This window comes from Bradyrhizobium sp. Kon69 (assembly GCF_055807515.1).
This window is the reverse complement of the sequence record NZ_JBVVOS010000023.1, coordinates 38,822-54,235: the sequence shown is the minus strand read 5'-3', so window position 1 is coordinate 54,235 and position 15,414 is coordinate 38,822. Positions and strand designations below refer to the sequence as shown.

13 protein-coding genes are annotated in these 15,414 nt (G+C 65.4%); 1 reads left to right on the top strand and 12 read right to left on the bottom strand.

What is annotated here, in order from left to right:
• Nucleotides 1–36: 36 nt before the first annotated feature.
• The 8 genes from AC0L3U_RS27680 to AC0L3U_RS27645 form a co-directional block, all read right to left on the bottom strand.
• Nucleotides 37–1,695 carry a hydantoinase B/oxoprolinase family protein gene (locus tag AC0L3U_RS27680; RefSeq protein ID WP_473363949.1) on the bottom strand — a complete coding sequence of 553 codons (1,659 nt, stop codon included), beginning with the start codon at nt 1,693–1,695 and terminating at the stop codon, nt 37–39.
• Nucleotides 1,696–1,697: 2 nt separating this feature from the next.
• Nucleotides 1,698–3,782 (bottom strand): hydantoinase/oxoprolinase family protein, encoded by a 2,085-nt coding sequence (locus tag AC0L3U_RS27675; protein WP_473363948.1) that lies wholly within the window; start codon nt 3,780–3,782, stop codon nt 1,698–1,700.
• 140 nt (nt 3,783–3,922) lie between these two features.
• On the bottom strand, nt 3,923–4,759 hold the full coding sequence (locus AC0L3U_RS27670; protein WP_473363947.1) for an NAD-dependent protein deacetylase: 837 nt from the start codon (nt 4,757–4,759) through the stop codon (nt 3,923–3,925).
• A 37-nt stretch (nt 4,760–4,796) separates the two neighbouring features.
• Complete coding sequence (locus AC0L3U_RS27665; RefSeq protein WP_473363946.1) at nt 4,797–5,927, bottom strand: helix-turn-helix transcriptional regulator; 1,131 nt, start codon at nt 5,925–5,927, stop codon at nt 4,797–4,799.
• Between the two features lie 52 nt (nt 5,928–5,979).
• On the bottom strand, nt 5,980–6,603 hold the full coding sequence (locus tag AC0L3U_RS27660) for a hypothetical protein (protein WP_473363945.1): 624 nt from the start codon (nt 6,601–6,603) through the stop codon (nt 5,980–5,982).
• Between the two features lie 16 nt (nt 6,604–6,619).
• Nucleotides 6,620–7,864 carry a YadA-like family protein gene (locus AC0L3U_RS27655; RefSeq protein ID WP_473363944.1) on the bottom strand — a complete coding sequence of 415 codons (1,245 nt, stop codon included), beginning with the start codon at nt 7,862–7,864 and terminating at the stop codon, nt 6,620–6,622.
• 390 nt (nt 7,865–8,254) lie between these two features.
• A complete protein-coding gene (locus AC0L3U_RS27650; protein WP_473363943.1) occupies nt 8,255–9,091 on the bottom strand; it encodes an SDR family oxidoreductase in 837 nt (278 codons plus the stop codon).
• A 73-nt stretch (nt 9,092–9,164) separates the two neighbouring features.
• Nucleotides 9,165–10,484, bottom strand: coding sequence for a solute carrier family 23 protein (locus AC0L3U_RS27645; RefSeq protein ID WP_473363942.1), 1,320 nt, complete (start codon nt 10,482–10,484; stop codon nt 9,165–9,167).
• A gap of 125 nt (nt 10,485–10,609) precedes the next feature.
• Here AC0L3U_RS27645 and AC0L3U_RS27640 point away from each other — a divergent pair, with 125 nt between their 5' ends.
• Entirely contained in the window at nt 10,610–11,944 is a 1,335-nt protein-coding gene (locus AC0L3U_RS27640; protein ID WP_473363941.1) for a dicarboxylate/amino acid:cation symporter, read from the top strand.
• Between the two features lie 266 nt (nt 11,945–12,210).
• Here AC0L3U_RS27640 and AC0L3U_RS27635 read toward each other — a convergent pair whose 3' ends face one another.
• The 4 genes from AC0L3U_RS27635 to AC0L3U_RS27620 are packed head-to-tail and all read right to left on the bottom strand — an operon-like array spanning nt 12,211 to nt 15,403.
• Nucleotides 12,211–12,558 (bottom strand): RidA family protein, encoded by a 348-nt coding sequence (locus AC0L3U_RS27635; RefSeq protein ID WP_473363940.1) that lies wholly within the window; start codon nt 12,556–12,558, stop codon nt 12,211–12,213.
• 15 nt (nt 12,559–12,573) lie between these two features.
• Nucleotides 12,574–13,695, bottom strand: a complete 1,122-nt coding sequence (locus tag AC0L3U_RS27630) for an NAD(P)/FAD-dependent oxidoreductase (RefSeq protein WP_473363939.1) — start codon at nt 13,693–13,695, stop codon at nt 12,574–12,576.
• Nucleotides 13,692–15,110, bottom strand: coding sequence for an FAD/NAD(P)-dependent oxidoreductase (locus AC0L3U_RS27625; protein WP_473363938.1), 1,419 nt, complete (start codon nt 15,108–15,110; stop codon nt 13,692–13,694). Before AC0L3U_RS27625 ends, AC0L3U_RS27630 begins: the two co-directional genes overlap by 4 nt.
• The gene (locus AC0L3U_RS27620) at nt 15,107–15,403 is read right to left on the bottom strand and encodes a (2Fe-2S)-binding protein (protein ID WP_007614350.1); all 297 of its coding nucleotides are present in this window, start codon (nt 15,401–15,403) and stop codon (nt 15,107–15,109) included. The genes AC0L3U_RS27625 and AC0L3U_RS27620 overlap by 4 nt, the downstream gene beginning before the upstream one ends.
• Nucleotides 15,404–15,414: the final 11 nt, after the last annotated feature.

Here is a 15,414-nt window from a genome sequence, read left to right as displayed (position 1 = left end):
GCCCCTCCGTTTGCTACGCGCACGACGCCTAAAGCGTCATCGCGTATGCCCATAAACTGCAACCGCGTTGTCGGCAGACACGAGGCCGCTTTCAATGTCGTCGTTGACGGCTGTCGGCGCGCGCTCCCGGGGATCGCCGATGCCGGCGCCGCCTGGCGTCAGCACCACCAGCCGGTCGTCCGGCGGTACCTGCTGAAAGCCTTTTCCACGCAGCTTCTTGCCGGACTTCAGGCCGACATAGCCGGCCTCGCCGTTCTTGCCGCCATCCCGGCCACGTGGCGGATGATCGATGCGGTCGAATGCCGCCAGAATGTCGAACGGCGCATCGACGCCGCTGCCGACTTCGATGATCTGGCCGAGGCCACCGCGGGTGCGCCCTGCCCCGCCCGAATCCGGACGCAGCTCCTTGCGCCAGAAGATCAGCGGCGTCTGCGTCTCGGCGATCTCGACCGGCGTGCCCCGCACGCCGCTGGGATAGGCGGTCGCCGACAGTCCGTCCTTCGCGAAGCGCGCGCCGGTGCCGCCATTGGAGGTCACCGCCATCGAGAATCCGTAATTGCCGCCGGCGCCCGAGCGGGTCTGTCCGCGCACGTTGAGATTCCACAGGCACGAGGTGCCTTCCGCGGGCACGCGCTCGGGAATGATCTGGCGCAGGCAGCCGAACACGACATCAGGCAGCATCTGGCCGATGATGTGACGCGAGGCGACCGGCGCCGGCTTCGGCGCATTGAGGATCGCGCCCGGGGGCGCCGACACCGTCAGTGGCGAGAGCGAGCCGGCATTGTTCGGGATCTGCGAGGCGACGACGCAGCCGAGACCGAACACGGTGTAGGCGATGGTGTAGGACAGAGGCACGTTGATGCCGAACCTCGACGCGGCCGAGGTGCCGTCGAAATCGACGTGGATGCCTTCGTCCGAGATCGTCAGCGTCGCCTCGAGCGAGACCGGCGCGTCATAGCCGTCGACCACCATGGTGTTGTGCCAGGTGCCCTTCGGCAGCTTGGCGATCTCGGCCAGCACGGCCTCGCGCGAGCGGTCGCAGATGTAGTCGCCGAGCGCATCGAGCGAGTCGATGCCGAACTCGGTCATCATCTCGACCAGGCGCTCGCAGCCGACATCGTTGCAGCCGGCGAGCGAGTAGGTGTCGCCCTCGGTGTCGATCGGCAGCCGCGTGTTGGTACGGATCATCGCCATCAGCGTCTCGTTGACGACGCCCTGGTCGATCAGCTTCAGCATGGGAATGTAGAGCCCCTCCATGAACACGTCGGTGGCGTCGGGCCCGAAGCCGATGCCGCCGATGTCCATGAGATGGCTGGTGCAGGAAAACAGCGCGACCGGCTTGCCGTCCTTGAAGCAGGGCGTGGTGACGACGAAATCGTTGAGATGGCCGGTGCCCATCCAGGGATCGTTGGTGATGTAGGCGTCGCCCTCCTTCATCGTGTCGATCGGAAAGTGGGCGATGAAGTGCTTGACCGATTCCGCCATCGAATTGACGTGGCCGGGCGTGCCGGTCACTGCCTGCGCCAGCATCCGCCCCTTGAGATCGAACACGCCGGCCGAGAGATCGCCGCATTCGCGCACGATCGGGCTGAAGGCGGTGCGGAGCAACACCTGCGCCTGCTCCTCGACCACGGCGATCAGCCGGTGCCACATGATCTGGAGGTCGATCAGGCTCGCGCCGCTTGCCTTGCTCATGATCAGGCCGCCTTCCGTTCCATGACGATGCTGCCGGCACCGTCGATATGGGCATCAAAACTGTTGGAGACGAACGTCGAGGTCTCGTCCTCCGCGATCACCGCGGGACCTGCAATCGTCGCGCCCGGCGCCATGTCCTCGCGGCGGTAGAGCGGGATCTCGATCACCTCTCCCGCCCGGCCGTCGAAGAACTTGCGGCTGCCGGTCGCCTTCCCGGCGGGCTTGCGCGTCACGGCCGCGACAATAGCCGGATTGCGCGCCTCGGTCGTCGCAAGCACCGACCAGCTCAACACCTCGATCGCGGCGCCCGGAATCGACCGCTCGAACATCGCCGCATAATCCGCCTCGAACTTCTGGCGTAGGCCGGCCAGATCGGCCGTCGCCAACCGCCGGTTCGGCAACTCGATCGAGATCTCATGGCCCTGGCCGACATAGCGCATGAAGGCCGCGCGGCGCTCGCGCACCGGCGCGCCTGCTGCCCCCGTTTCGACCAGCGCACGCGCTTCGGTCACCATCTCCTGGAGCAGGTCGGAAACACCATCGGTGTCGAAATCGTCGAGCCGCACATGACGGCTGCGCACCAGCTCGTACGCGATCGGAGCCGCAAGGAAGCCCACCGCCGAACCCACGCCAGCATTGGAAGGGACGATCACGCGGGAGACGCCGATCTTCTCGGCGACGCGCGCTGCATGCAGCGGCGCCGCGCCGCCGAAGGCGATCAGCGTGTGCTGCCCGACAATCTCACCGCGCTCGACCGCATGCACGCGCGCCGCACTCGCCATATTCTCGCAGACGACCTCGTGCACGGCATACGCCGCAGTCTCCGCCGACAGGCCGAGCGGCTCGCCGACGGCGCGCAGCAGCGCCTGCTTCGAGAGTTCAGGGTCGAGCTTGATCGTGCCACCCGCGAAATCGTCGGGATCGATCATGCCGAGCGCAACGTCGGCATCCGTCACGGCCGGGCGCAGGCCGCCGCGGCCGTAGCAGGCGGGCCCTGGCTCCGACGAGGCACTTTCGGGACCGACCGTGACGCGCTTCATCGCGTCGACATGGGCGATCGAGCCGCCGCCGGCGCCGATCTCCACCATCTCGATCACGGGAATCCGCACCGGGAGACCCGAACCTTTCAGGAACCGCGCTGCGCGATCGACCTCGAACACACGCGAGGTCTCGGGCTGGTATTTTTCGATCAGGCAGATCTTTGCCGTGGTGCCGCCCATGTCGAAGGACAGCACCTTGCTCTCGCCGAGACGCGCCGCGATCTGCGCCGCGAAAATGGCGCCACCGGCAGGACCGGATTCGACGAGACGCACCGGAAAGCGCCGCGCCGTCTCGATCGAGGTGACACCGCCGCCGGAGGTGACGAGATAGATCGCGCCGCGGTACTGCTCGACCTGCAAGGCGTCGGACATGCGGGCGAGATAGCCGTCGATCAGCGGCTGCACATAGGCGTTGGCCACCGCGGTCGATGTCCGCTCATATTCTCGGATCTCCGGGCACACCGCGGACGATACGGTCACGGAAATGCCGGGCATCTCCTCACTGATGATCGCGGCCGTGCGGCGCTCGTGCTCGGGATTGGCGTAGGAGTGCAGGAAAGCGATCGCGACGCTCTCGACATTCAGCGCGCGCAATCTTGGCGCGAGCGCACGCACCGCCGCTTCGTCCAGCGGGAGCCGGACGGCGCCATGCGCGTCGATACGCTCGGGCACGGTGAAGCGCAGGGATCGCGGCGCCAGCGGCTTCGGCTTGTCGATGGAGAGGTCATACTGGTCGTAGCGGCTCTCGGTGCCGATATCGAGCACGTCGCGAAAGCCCTCCGTCGCGATCAACGCCGTCTTGGCGCCGCGACGCTCGATGATGGCGTTGGTCGCGAGCGTCGTGCCGTGAATGAAGACGTCGATGTCGCTGATATGGGCGCGCGCATCGGCGAGAATGAGCCGCATGCCATCGAGCACCGCTTGTTCGGGCCGCTGCGGCGTCGTCAGCAATTTGCGCGTCTTGCGATCCTGCCCCACGTCCAGCACGATGTCGGTGAACGTGCCACCGATATCGACGGCAAGCCGCACCTCGGCTCCCTCAAGCATTCCAAATTCTCCGTGCTGATCGTCAAGACTGAGGACAAAAGCGCAGCAATTTCCATGCCATGGGTGACAGGAACATGCTGTGCCCAGCTATTCTGCTTGGCACCCATGCAATAGGCAAGGCGTGTTCGCAGCCCGCGCGATCAGAGCAGGAATGCAAGCGCCGCCTCGCAGCGCTCCTCGACCTTCAGCGTGAGGAGATCATCGGCGCGGGTGCGTCCGAGATTGACCGCAGCGATCGGGATTTGCCGTTGCGCGGCAGCCTGCACGAAGCGGAAGCCGGAATAGACCATCAGCGACGAGCCGACGACGAGCATGGCGTCGGCCTGCGCCAGATGATCCTGCGCGGTAGCAACCACGTCACGCGGGACGTTCTCGCCGAAGAACACGACATCGGGCTTGAGGATGCCGCCGCAGACTTCGCAAGGAGGCACCTTGAACGACGAAAAATCCGCATGCTCCAGGTCCGCATCGCCGTCGGGTGCATCGGCGGCATCGAGCGTCAACCATTCCGCATTGGCGCGGCCGAGCATCTCCTGGAATTCGCTCCGCGGCGTCTTTTGGCCGCAGTCCAAGCAGCGGACCAGATCGAGCCGGCCGTGCAGGTCGATTACCCGGCGGTGGCCGGCGGACTGATGCAGCCGGTCGACGTTCTGGGTCAGCAGCATTCCGCAACGCCCGCTCGCCTCGAGCCGGGCAAGCGCGTGATGCGCATCGTTCGGCCTCGCCTGGCCGAACCGCCGCCAGCCGATCAGGCTGCGCGCCCAATAGCGCCGGCGCGTATGCTCTTCCGACATGAAAGCCTGGAAGTTCACAGGCTGGGTCCGCTTCCAATTGCCGTGACTGTCGCGATAGTCGGGAATGCCCGAATTGGTGCTGCAGCCGGCACCGGTCAGCACGAACAGATTTTCGTGCCGGCCGACGAAATCCCGGAGCGGATGATTTGCTAGCGGATCATTTGCCAGAGGATGATTTGCCATGGCGCAGATGTAGTCCGCGCAGGCCGGTTTTGCCAGATCACGGCCGTTCGGACCGGTCGAATCCCGCAATCAGCTTCACGAGCTCGCTCTGCCGCGCCGTACCGGTCTTGCGGAAGACGTTGTGGAGGTGTGTCTTGACGGTCGCCTGCGTCAGCCCGAGCAGCTCGGCCAACGCCTTGACCCCGCTCACCTTCATGACGGCGTCGATCAGGCGGACCTCGCTTGCGGTGAGCCTGTAGAGTTTTGCAAGCGCCTCCAGTGGCGGCGGATTGGCCGGCGAGGCCTTGCGCACGAACACCGCGGCAACCGCGGAATGCAGCGCGCCGGTACGCCGCCGGTCCCCCGAGGTCAACGGCAGCACGTTGGCAAACCAGCGGCCCTGCGAGGTCCCGAGCGGAATCGAGCCGCCGCTGTCTGTCGGCGTATTGCCGTTCTCCGCGGCGACAAGCGCTTCGCGCAACGCGCGCTGCGCGTCGAGGGCAACAGCGAACAACGTTCCGTTTCTTTCCGTGAGCAGCGCGGCCTCGTCCAGCATCGCGCGGCCGGGCGTGTTGGTGAAGGCGAGGCGTCCGTTGGGACCAACCAAAAAGACGGCCGCCGTGACGCTGTCGAGCGTCTGGGTCAACACCGCCTGTGTCGCCCTGTTCTGATCGAATAGCCGGCCAATCGAGACCGCGCGCTGGAAGTGCGGCACGATCAGCGCAAACCGGCTGCGGGCGTCGGCGTCGGCGAGACCGTCTTTCTCATGCATCCGGACACTGACGATCGATGAATAGGTTGCGCCCTTCTCCAGATTCGATCCGAGCGCATCGATCATGCCCTGCGGCTTCATCCACTCTTCGTAGAAGCGCGTCGCCACCATCTCCTCGAAGGGGACGAAGTCGGTTGATGCATAGACGAGACCAGCCTCGCAGAAAGTGGCCGCTGGAAAGCACGGGTTCAAGGCGAGATATTTCTCGAGATAGAGCTTCGTGTAGTCCGGCTCCTCATTGAAGAGGTGCAGCACCGCGGTTTGCTCTGTGGCCGCATCATGCCAGAACAGGGCGCCGGACGACCCGCCGACAAACAGGCAGGCCTGTTCGAGGGCGCGCGACCAAAAGGCGGGATCGAGCGCGGCGTCGTAAATCAGGCCGGTCAGGTCTGACAGCAGAGCGGCTTCGGATATCACGGCGGGCTCTCCGAGATGTCGAACAACGGATTCGGCATCCGCACCTCGTCTCTCATTGAGTCGAGACCGGAGACTGTTTCGCAGGCGCGCCCGGCTTCGGCGGGGCGGATTGCTTTTGTGAGACGACGGCCTTGCCAGGCGCAGCTTCAGGTGCGGTGGGCGCCACCGGTGCGGACTGCCCCACCGACAATGACACGCCGAACACACGCCATTGTCCTTCGACCGGTGCAAACATCAGTTCGAAATTCACCTGGGACGGCACCGACGGGAAAAATCCTGCCATGTGCAGAAGCCCGTTCGGCTCGATCTGCGGCAGCAGCGACAATTGCGGATCGATCACGGCAAGGCCGGAGAGATCGAGCTTGTCGCCACGCTGCTTGGCAAAGATCTCCGCAAGCTTTGCGGCGGTGTTCACCTGGAAGCCGGGCGCGCCGAGGTCGCGCAGCACGGTGTAGTTCCCGGTCTTGTTGGCGTGGTCGAGCGCGAGCAGCGTCGAGCGGATCAGCATCAGCACACCGTTGCGGTCGATATTGGCGGGCTTGGCCGCCTGCTGCTGCGACGGCGGCGTCTGGTGGGGCTGCGGCGGCGTCTGCTGCGCAGCTGTCGTCACCGCCCCCAGGATCAGAAGACCGGCAATCGGAAGACGAAGGCCCGCGCTCAACCAACGCAGCGTCATGACGAATGGGTTCTTCCTACCACTGGATCGAGACAGCACCACGTCCACCTGCAACGCTGCGCTCGAGTCCGATACCGCCGCCTGCATTGGCGATAATAGCATAGCTCTTGCCGTCATAGAGCAGTGCCGTTGCGCCGACCGCAAGCGCGTTGGCGCCCTCGAAATTGCCGTAGCCGGCCGAGAGCGCGAATTTGCGCCCCTGTTGCAGCGCCGGCATCGGGCCGGCCGCGAGCGCGACAGCGGTGCCGCTGCGGGCTTCGAGCCGGTTGTCCATCACCTGCGACTGCAACGAGGTCACCTGCGACTGCAGCGAGGTGATGTTCGCCGGATTGAAGCTGGACGTTGCCAGATTGCCGGCCGCATCGGTCGTCACGAAGGACACCGGTCCACTCTGTGCCGCAAGGCTCGCCGCCGACGCGACGCCGGCCATGCGATAAGTGTTGCTGGCGGTCCCGATCGCGACCTGGTTGACGGCCGTTGCTGTCGCACCGGAGCCGATGGCGGCGGAGTTCGCAAAGCCTGCCGAGGCGCCGGTGCCGATGGCGACGGCATTCGCGCCGGTGCCGGCGGTTGCACCATCGCCGATAGCGATACCACTTGCACCGATGGCGCTGGAACTGTTGCCGGCCGAGAGGGAATTGGTGCCGCTTGCGATGGCCGCGTTGCCCAAGGCAACGGCGTTCGCGGTGCCGGCACTCGCTCCGCTCCCGATAGCCGTCGAAGACACACCCGCGGCAACGCTGCTGATGCCGATCGCGATCGATTTGCTGCCGGTCGAGACGGCACCTACGCCGCCGACGCCATCGCCGCCTCCCATCGCCAGACTATAATTCCCCGTCGAACTGGCAGCAGAAGCTCCCGAAGCACCACCGCCGATCGCAGTGCTGTAGACGCCGCCCGCCGTACTGTTGGCGCCAAAGGCACTCGCGGCCACGCCGGTCGCCTGACTGGTCACGCCGATCGCCGTACTGTTGTCCGCGGTCGCCTGAGCGATTCCGCCGATCGCGATGGCGCTGTGACCGCTCGCATTGCTGAGGACGCCGCTCGCCACGCTGGCGGTGCCGCTCGCCGTGCTTCCGTTACCGATCGCCACGCTGCCACTGCCGCTTGCTGTACTGTTGCCGAACGCGCTGCTGCCACCGCCGCTCGCGTCGCCGCCGCAAGACACGCCGCCCAGCGCTGTGCCAAGAGGGGCGCCTGTCACCGCCTCGCCGCAGACCTGCGCGGCAGCGGGCGCGGAAGCCAACGCCAGCACGAGCATCGAGAGCGCTGCAGATAGAAGGACGCCGACCCCAGGCCTTGGCCGCCTCCGAATTTGAGCGGCAGACGTGCGGGATTTCAGACGAAACAGCGCCTCAGCAATCACACCAAGCATTTGCGCTCTCAATTCTGAGAAATAGGCCGATCTTGATCGATCGGTTGGCCATATTGCGAGGGGACGGATGGGAATGTCCCATCGATCCCGGGTTCAGCGAGGGTGAAGGGAGACGGCGGACCGCACATCAACCGTTCGGTTGAGTTCGTCCGTGCGTGCGACGCCGAGAGCCCGCTTTTTCACGACTGTTGCTGGATTGCATCGCGAGAAGTCTCGACGATGAGCGTCGGCGCCGCGGACAGACCGCGACAACAGCAAGGACGCTCGTGATCTTTGCTAGCTCGCCCAATTGTCCCGGAACTCGGGAAACAGTGTCAGGCCTCCACAAGCGTAGATGGTCTGGCCGGTGATGTAGCTTGCCTCGTCCGAGGCGAGGAAGGCGAACACGGCGGCGATCTCTTCCGGCGTACCGACGCGGCCGAGCGGAATGTGGCTGGTGACCACGCCGCGCTTTTCCGGATCACCGGTCCAGGCCGCGTTGATCGGGGTGTCGATCGCGCCGGGACCGACCGCATTGACGCGAATGCCGCGGCCGGCGAATTCCAGCGCCAGCGTACGCGTCAGATTGGCCATGCCGCCTTTGCTGATCGAGTAAGCGAGGTAGCCGGGTTTCGGGATGATCTGGTGCACGCTGGAGCAGTTGATGATGCTGCCGCCTGCGCCGCGCGCGACGAAATGCGCGAGCGCCTTCTGGGCGCAGAACACGGCACCGTTGAGATTGACGTCGATGATGCGGCGGTAGGTTTCGATGTCGAGCGCTTCGCTCGGCGATTCCCGCTGGAAACCGGCATTGTTGACAAGGCAGTCGAGGCGCTTCCAACGCGCCAGAATCGTCTCGAACATCGCGGCAACCTCTTGCTCATGACCGACATCGGCCTTGACGATGATGTGATCGAGCCTGCCGTGGCCGCGATCACCCGACGCCGTCCGCGCGAGCGCGAGCGTCTCCTCAGCCCCTTCAGGGTGACCGAAATAGTTGATGGCCACGGTCGCGCCTTCCTGGGCAAGCCGGATGGCGACGGCGCGGCCGATGCCTTGGGAGGCGCCGGTCACCAGCGCGTACTGGCCGACAAGACGCGAGTGGAACGAGGTCGAGCGATCGGTTTGTGGCATGGGTTCTCTCCGGGATGCCCTGATCAGCGACGGAACCGGCTTTTTGTTCCATCCCTCAGCGCATCGCTGTGATTCATTCGACGCGGCGCGCGAATGGCGAAGTCAAGATCTGGTACAGGATGATGGCGCCAAAGGTTGCGGTGCCGATCCCGCCGATCGTGAAGGCGCCGAATTTGAGCGTGAGGTCGCCGGCGCCTGCGGTGAGCGCGACCGCCACGGTGATCAGGTTTGCCGGAGTTGAGAAGTCGACCTTGTTCTCGACCCAGATCCGGCCGGCCATCGCGGCGATCAATCCGAACAGCACGATCGAGAGTCCACCGATGACAGGACCCGGGATCGACAGGATCAGCGCGCCGAATTTCGGCGAGAAGCCGAGCACGATCGACACCGCCGCCGCGAAGGCAAACAGCAAGGTCGAATAGACCTTCGTGGCCGCCATGACGCCGATGTTTTCGGCATAGGTGGTAACGCCGGTGCCGCCGCCGCAGGCCGCCACGATGGTCGCGAGGCTGTCGGCGAGCAAGGCGCGGCCGAGATAGTCATCGAGGCTCCGGCCCGTCATGGCGCCGACGGCCTTGATGTGACCGAGGTTCTCGGCGACGAGAATGATCGCAACCGGCGCGATCAGGACGATCGCATCGGTCTGGAAGGTCGGCGTGGTAAAACTCGGCAGGCCGATCCACGGCGCAGCCGCAAGCGGGGTGAAGTCAATCGGCTTGCCGAAGCCGAGGCCGTTCGCGAACAGCAGGTACAAGAGATAACCGCTGATCGCGCCGAGGATGATCGGCAGGCGGCGCCACAGGCCAGGTGCGCCAACGGCAACCACGCCAACGATCAGAACTGTCGCGAGCCCGATTCCTGTGTCGAACGCATTGGCACTCACGGCCTTGACCGCCACGGGCGCGAGGTTGAGACCGATCGCGGCGACCACAGCGCCGGTGACGGCCGGCGGCAACAGCCTCTCGACCCAGCCAACCCCCGACCACATCACGATCAGCGCGATCACGCCGTAGAGGACGCCGGCCCCGACGATGCCGCCAAGCGCAACCGACAGGTTCGGGTTCGGCCCGTGCCCGGCATAGCCGGTTGCGGCGATGACGACCGCGATGAACGCGAAGCTCGAGCCGAGATAGCTCGGCACGCGCCCCGCGACGATGACAAAGAAGATCAGCGTGCCGATGCCGGAAAACAGCACCGCAACATTGGGATCGAACCCCATCAGCAACGGCGCGATGATCGTCGAGCCCGACATTGCGACGCAATGCTGGAGACCGGAGACGACGGTCTGGCCGAGCGGCAGCCGCTGCTCGGGCATGATCACGCCGGAGGACTTCAGAGTCCAACGCGGAAAATAGCCTTGCGCTCGCTCGTCGGAGCCCGTTGCAATCGGCATGTTCCCCCCAGTTGCGGTGCAGCGACCGATCTTCGTGCGAACAGACAAAAATGTGATTGTCGCTTCTGCGGCGGCCATCACATGATGCAAATCAAACAAGATCAATACGTTCCGGGGCCTATTCTATGACACAGATTGCGATCCAGCCAGCCATCCACCGCCGGCACCAGCCCTGGTACAAGATCCTCTACATTCAGGTGCTGATCGCGATCGCGCTCGGGGTGCTCATTGGCTATTTCTATCCCGATCTCGGCAAGGCCCTGAAGCCGCTCGGCGACGGCTTCATCGCGCTGATCAAGATGATGATCGCGCCGGTGATCTTCTGCACGGTGGTGCACGGCATCTCCTCGATGGGCGACCTCAAGCGCGTCGGCCGGGTCGGGCTGAAGTCGCTGGTCTATTTCGAGACGGTCTCGACCGTCGCGCTCGCGGTCGGCCTTCTGGTCGGCGAGGTGCTCCAGCCCGGACACGGCTTCAACATCGATCCCGCCACGATCGACCCGAAATCGGTGGCGACCTACGTCACCAAGGCCAAGGAAGAAGGCATCATCGCCCATCTGATGGCGATCATCCCCGACAGCTATCTGGGCGCCATCGCACGCGGCGATCTGTTGCAGGTGCTGCTGATCTCGATCCTGTCGGGCTTCGCCATCGCGTTCCTCGGCAAGGCCGGCGAGCCGATTGCGGAGGCGATCGACAAGGCCGCAAAGATGTTCTTCGGCATCATCCGCATCATCGTGCGCGTCGCCCCGATCGGGGCGTTCGGCGCGATGGCGTTCACCGTTGGCGCCTACGGCCTTGGTTCGCTGCTCAACCTGGCAGCCCTGATCGGCACGTTCTATCTCACCAGCATGCTGTTCGTGCTGGTCGTGCTGGGGGCGATCGCAAGGCTCGCCGGCTTCTCGATCCTGCGCTTCATCGCCTACATCAAGGATGAGCTCCTGATCGTCCTCGGCACCTCGTCGTCGGAAACGGTGCTGCCGCAGATGATCCAGAAGATGGAGCATCTCGGCGCCTCGCGTTCGGTGGTCGGCCTCGTGATTCCGACCGGTTACAGCTTCAACCTCGACGGCACCAACATCTACATGACGCTGGCAACGCTGTTCCTGGCGCAGGCGACCAATACCCATCTGACCATCTGGCAGGAGCTCGGCATTCTCGGCATCGCCATGATCACCTCGAAGGGCGCCTCGGGCGTGACCGGAGCGGGCTTCATCACGCTCGCGGCGACGCTCTCGATCGTGCCCGACATCCCGATCCAGTCGATCGCGATCCTGGTCGGTATCGACAAGTTCATGAGCGAGTGCCGCGCGCTGACCAATCTGATCGGCAACGGCGTCGCCTGCGTCGTCATCAGCATCTCCGAAGGCGAGCTCGACCGTGATGCGCTACACGAGACCATGGCCCATCCGCTGGAGATGGGTGAGGCGCTTGAACCGGGCGGCAGCGCCGCCTCCTAGGCCGCGCGCAGGTTTGACGGAGTCCGGTTCCAACGCGGTAGTTTCCCGGAGTGGTAAATTGGCGCGACGCGAGTCACAACAATTAGGTTGGGATCACGGATTGATACTCATGTTTTTCCACCCGACGCGCTGGGGGCAGGGCGTCGGGTTTTTGAAAATCACTGCAAGGGGCGACTCGCCGGGACCGGCGCGCCGTCGACGGCCCGGATTGGCATCATCGTTCCGGCGGCTGGACGCCCCGCTCCAGTCCACATCGGCAGACGCCGCTAGCCCTTGAGCGCGGTGACCACGACCTCGATCAGCGCGCTGCCGCCGAGATCGGCGACGCCGACGGTGGCGCGGGTCGGCAGATTGTCGCCGAAGAACTCGGTCCAGACCGCGTCCATCTCCTTCTTCTTGGAAAGATCCGTGACGAAGATCGTGGTGTTCACGACGCGCGACTTGTCGGTGCCCGCTTCCTTCAGGTAGCCGGCGATCTTGCCGAGGATATTGCGGGTCTGCTCGCCCATCGACACCGAGGTGTCGTCGGCGATGGTGCCGCCAATGAAGACGAAGCCGTTGGCTTCGACGGCGCGGTGCATGATGGGCGTGCGGATGCTGCGGGTAATGCTCATGATGTCCTCTTGTTGCTAGAGCGTGGGGGAATAGAAACGGTCGATACCGAGATCGCCGATGCGTGTCTGGGTGCCGCCGTTGACGATCAGCTCCGCCATGACGGCGCCCGCGCCGGGGCCGAGCTGGAAACCGTGCAGCGAGAAACCGAACTGGTGATAGAGGCCCTTGTGCCGGCTGCTCGGTCCCAACACGGGCAGATCGTCCTTGGTCTTGGCCTCGATGCCGGCCCAGGCGCGGACGATCGTCGCGCTGCGCATGACCGGGAACAGCTCGAACACGGTGCGGGCGCTGGTCGCGAGGCTCTTCCAGTCCAGCACCGTCTCGTTTCGATCCTGATACGGCGTTGCCAGATGGCCGCCGCCGATCAGCACCGTGCCGTTCTTGAATTGCTTGAAGGACAGTTTGCGGCCGCGCAGGATCACGACGGGGTCGATGAAATGCGGCACGCGCGAGGTGATCATCAGCATCGGCGCTACGGTCTCGACCGGAACGGGCTCACCGAGCGCGGCAGCGATGGTCCCGGCCCAGGCGCCGGCGGCATTGACGAGCACCGGCGCGGCAAAGCTCTCGGCGCCGACATCGACATGCCAGAGCCCATCGGTGTGCCGGATGTTCGTGGCGGCAACGCCTTCGCGCACGGTCGCACCAAGCTGCCCGGCCTTGCGCCGGAACGCCGTCGTTGCCTGCGCGGGATTGGCCGCACCGTCGCGGCGCGAGACCACGCCTCCGGGACAGGTCTCGGCCACCGCCGGCACGAGGCGGCGCAACTCGGCCGCATCGATCAGCTCCTCGTGGGTGAAACCGAGCGCATTCAGCTCGGCGACGCGCGCACGGCAGACCGCGAGTTCCTCCTCGTTCTCTGCGACGAGGACCTGGCCATAGCTCTCAAAGCTGCAATCGTCGTCGAGGAGATCGGTGATCTTCTCCCAGATTCCCATCGAGCGGATCGAAAGCGGGATTTCGGGGATGTGCCGCGCAAGCTGGCGCACGCCACCGGCGTTGACGCCGGAGGCGTGACGGCCAGCATAGTCCTTCTCGATCAGCACCGGTTTCAGGCCGGCGAGACACAGATGCAGCGCAGTCGAGCACCCGTGGATGCCGCCGCCGACGACGATCGCATCCACGTTTTTCGTCATCCGCGCACCACCGCCTTGATGTCGTCTTCGCTCTTCGGAACGGCGGCAAGCTCGGCGAGCGTGATCGGCTTGACCGGCGCGCGCAGCCGGTAATAGCCGATCTCCTGCGGGCTCTTGCCCCGTGCCTGCGCCATCAACTCGGTGACGGTGAGGCCACAGAGCCGGCCCTGGCACGGACCCATGCCGGTGCGGCGATAGGCCTTGAGCTGGTTCGGCCCGGTCGCGCCGATCGCCACGGCATCGAGAATATCCTTTGCCGTGACCTCCTCGCAGCGACAGACGATGGTGTCGCCCGCGGGAATGCGAAACTGCGGCGCCGGCCGGAACAGCGTGTCGAGAAAAACGCGACCCCGTTCGGCCTTGGCGAGATCGGCGCGGAGGCTCGCCATCGGCGCAAGCTTTGTGGCAGCCGCAGGCGCCAACGCCTCCACCGCCGCGCGGGCCGCGATGCGGCCGCGCACCACGGCTGCGTTCGCGCCGCCGATGCCGGCGCCGTCGCCCGCAATCGCAATGCCGGCGACCAACGAATTGCCGCTCGCATCCAGCACCGGCGACCAGCACAATTGCAGATCATCCCAGCGATGCTCGATTCCGGCCGCCATCGCCAGATTGACGTTGGGCACGACGCCCTGATGCAGCAGCAGGAGATCCGCAGGAATGGTCTCGCGATTGCCGCCGGCGACATAGCTCACGCTCGCGAGCTGGCCGTCGCCGGATGCCGCAAGCTCGCTGACGCCGGAGACGACCTGCACCTTCGCCTTCACCTCGCGCATCATCGACAGGCCCTTGGCGAAATACGGCGAGATCAGGAAGGCGAAGGCGTGGGGGAGAGCCGCGAAATAGTTTCCGCGCTGCGTGGTGTCGAGAATGCGATCGATGCGACCGCCGAGACGCAATATCTGCGCGGCGAGCAGCCAGAGTAGCGGCCCCTGCCCCGCGATCACCGTGCGGCCATCCGGCACCAGGGCCGATGATTTCAACATCGTCTGCGCGGCGCCCGCGGTCATCACGCCCGGCAGCGTCCAGCCCGGAATCGGGAAAGGCCGCTCCAGTGCGCCGGTCGCGAGAATCACGCGCCTGGCCTTGACGAAGGCGGACGCGCCGCCGATCGAGACGGCGATGTCGAGATTCCGATCGAGGCTCCAGACCGTGGCGCGCTGAATGACCTCCGCGTTGCCTGCGCGGAGCACCTGCACGAGATCGGCGCCCACCCAATAGTCAGCGCCCAGCTGATTGCGCTCGGTCACCGGCGTCGAGGCAATGGCGCGGAACACCTGGCCGCCGGGCCCGACGTTCTCGTCAAGCAGCAACGTCGACAGGCCGGCTTCGGCGGAGGTCGCAGCAGCGGCGAGGCCGGCAGGCCCGGCCCCGATCACCACGACGTCGTATTCTTCGCGCTTGGGAGCCACAGTCATTTTCCGATCTCCCGCTTGCCCTTCTGAATCTCGATCTGCATGCCCTCAGTGACCGGCACCAGGCAGCCCTGTCGGTTGCCGACGCCATCGATGGTGACGAGGCAATCGAAGCACACGCCCATCATGCAATAGGGCAAACGCGGCGCGCCGCTCACCGCGGTCGAACGGCGTGCATCGCAGCTCGAGGCCAGCAGCGCCGCGGAGACGGTGTCGCCCTGCCGCGCCGCGACGGCAACGCCATCGACGAAGATCTGCACCGGCGGCCGTTTGTCCTGCTCGGATCGTTTGAACATCCTGGTTCCTT

Bases quoted from the DNA above. Each gene is read 5' to 3' on its own strand.
- AC0L3U_RS27680 (WP_473363949.1), bottom strand. From the start codon at position 1,695: ATGAGCAAGGCAAGCGGCGCGAGCCTGATCGACCTCCAGATCATGTGG.
- AC0L3U_RS27675 (WP_473363948.1), bottom strand. From the start codon at position 3,782: ATGCTTGAGGGAGCCGAGGTGCGGCTTGCCGTCGATATCGGTGGCACG.
- AC0L3U_RS27670 (WP_473363947.1), bottom strand. From the start codon at position 4,759: ATGGCAAATCATCCTCTGGCAAATGATCCGCTAGCAAATCATCCGCTC.
- AC0L3U_RS27660 (WP_473363945.1), bottom strand. From the start codon at position 6,603: ATGACGCTGCGTTGGTTGAGCGCGGGCCTTCGTCTTCCGATTGCCGGT.
- AC0L3U_RS27655 (WP_473363944.1), bottom strand. From the start codon at position 7,864: ATGCTCGTGCTGGCGTTGGCTTCCGCGCCCGCTGCCGCGCAGGTCTGC.
- AC0L3U_RS27650 (WP_473363943.1), bottom strand. From the start codon at position 9,091: ATGCCACAAACCGATCGCTCGACCTCGTTCCACTCGCGTCTTGTCGGC.
- AC0L3U_RS27645 (WP_473363942.1), bottom strand. From the start codon at position 10,484: ATGCCGATTGCAACGGGCTCCGACGAGCGAGCGCAAGGCTATTTTCCG.
- AC0L3U_RS27640 (WP_473363941.1), top strand. From the start codon at position 10,610: ATGACACAGATTGCGATCCAGCCAGCCATCCACCGCCGGCACCAGCCC.
- AC0L3U_RS27635 (WP_473363940.1), bottom strand. From the start codon at position 12,558: ATGAGCATTACCCGCAGCATCCGCACGCCCATCATGCACCGCGCCGTC.
- AC0L3U_RS27630 (WP_473363939.1), bottom strand. From the start codon at position 13,695: ATGACGAAAAACGTGGATGCGATCGTCGTCGGCGGCGGCATCCACGGG.
- AC0L3U_RS27625 (WP_473363938.1), bottom strand. From the start codon at position 15,110: ATGACTGTGGCTCCCAAGCGCGAAGAATACGACGTCGTGGTGATCGGG.
- AC0L3U_RS27620 (WP_007614350.1), bottom strand. From the start codon at position 15,403: ATGTTCAAACGATCCGAGCAGGACAAACGGCCGCCGGTGCAGATCTTC.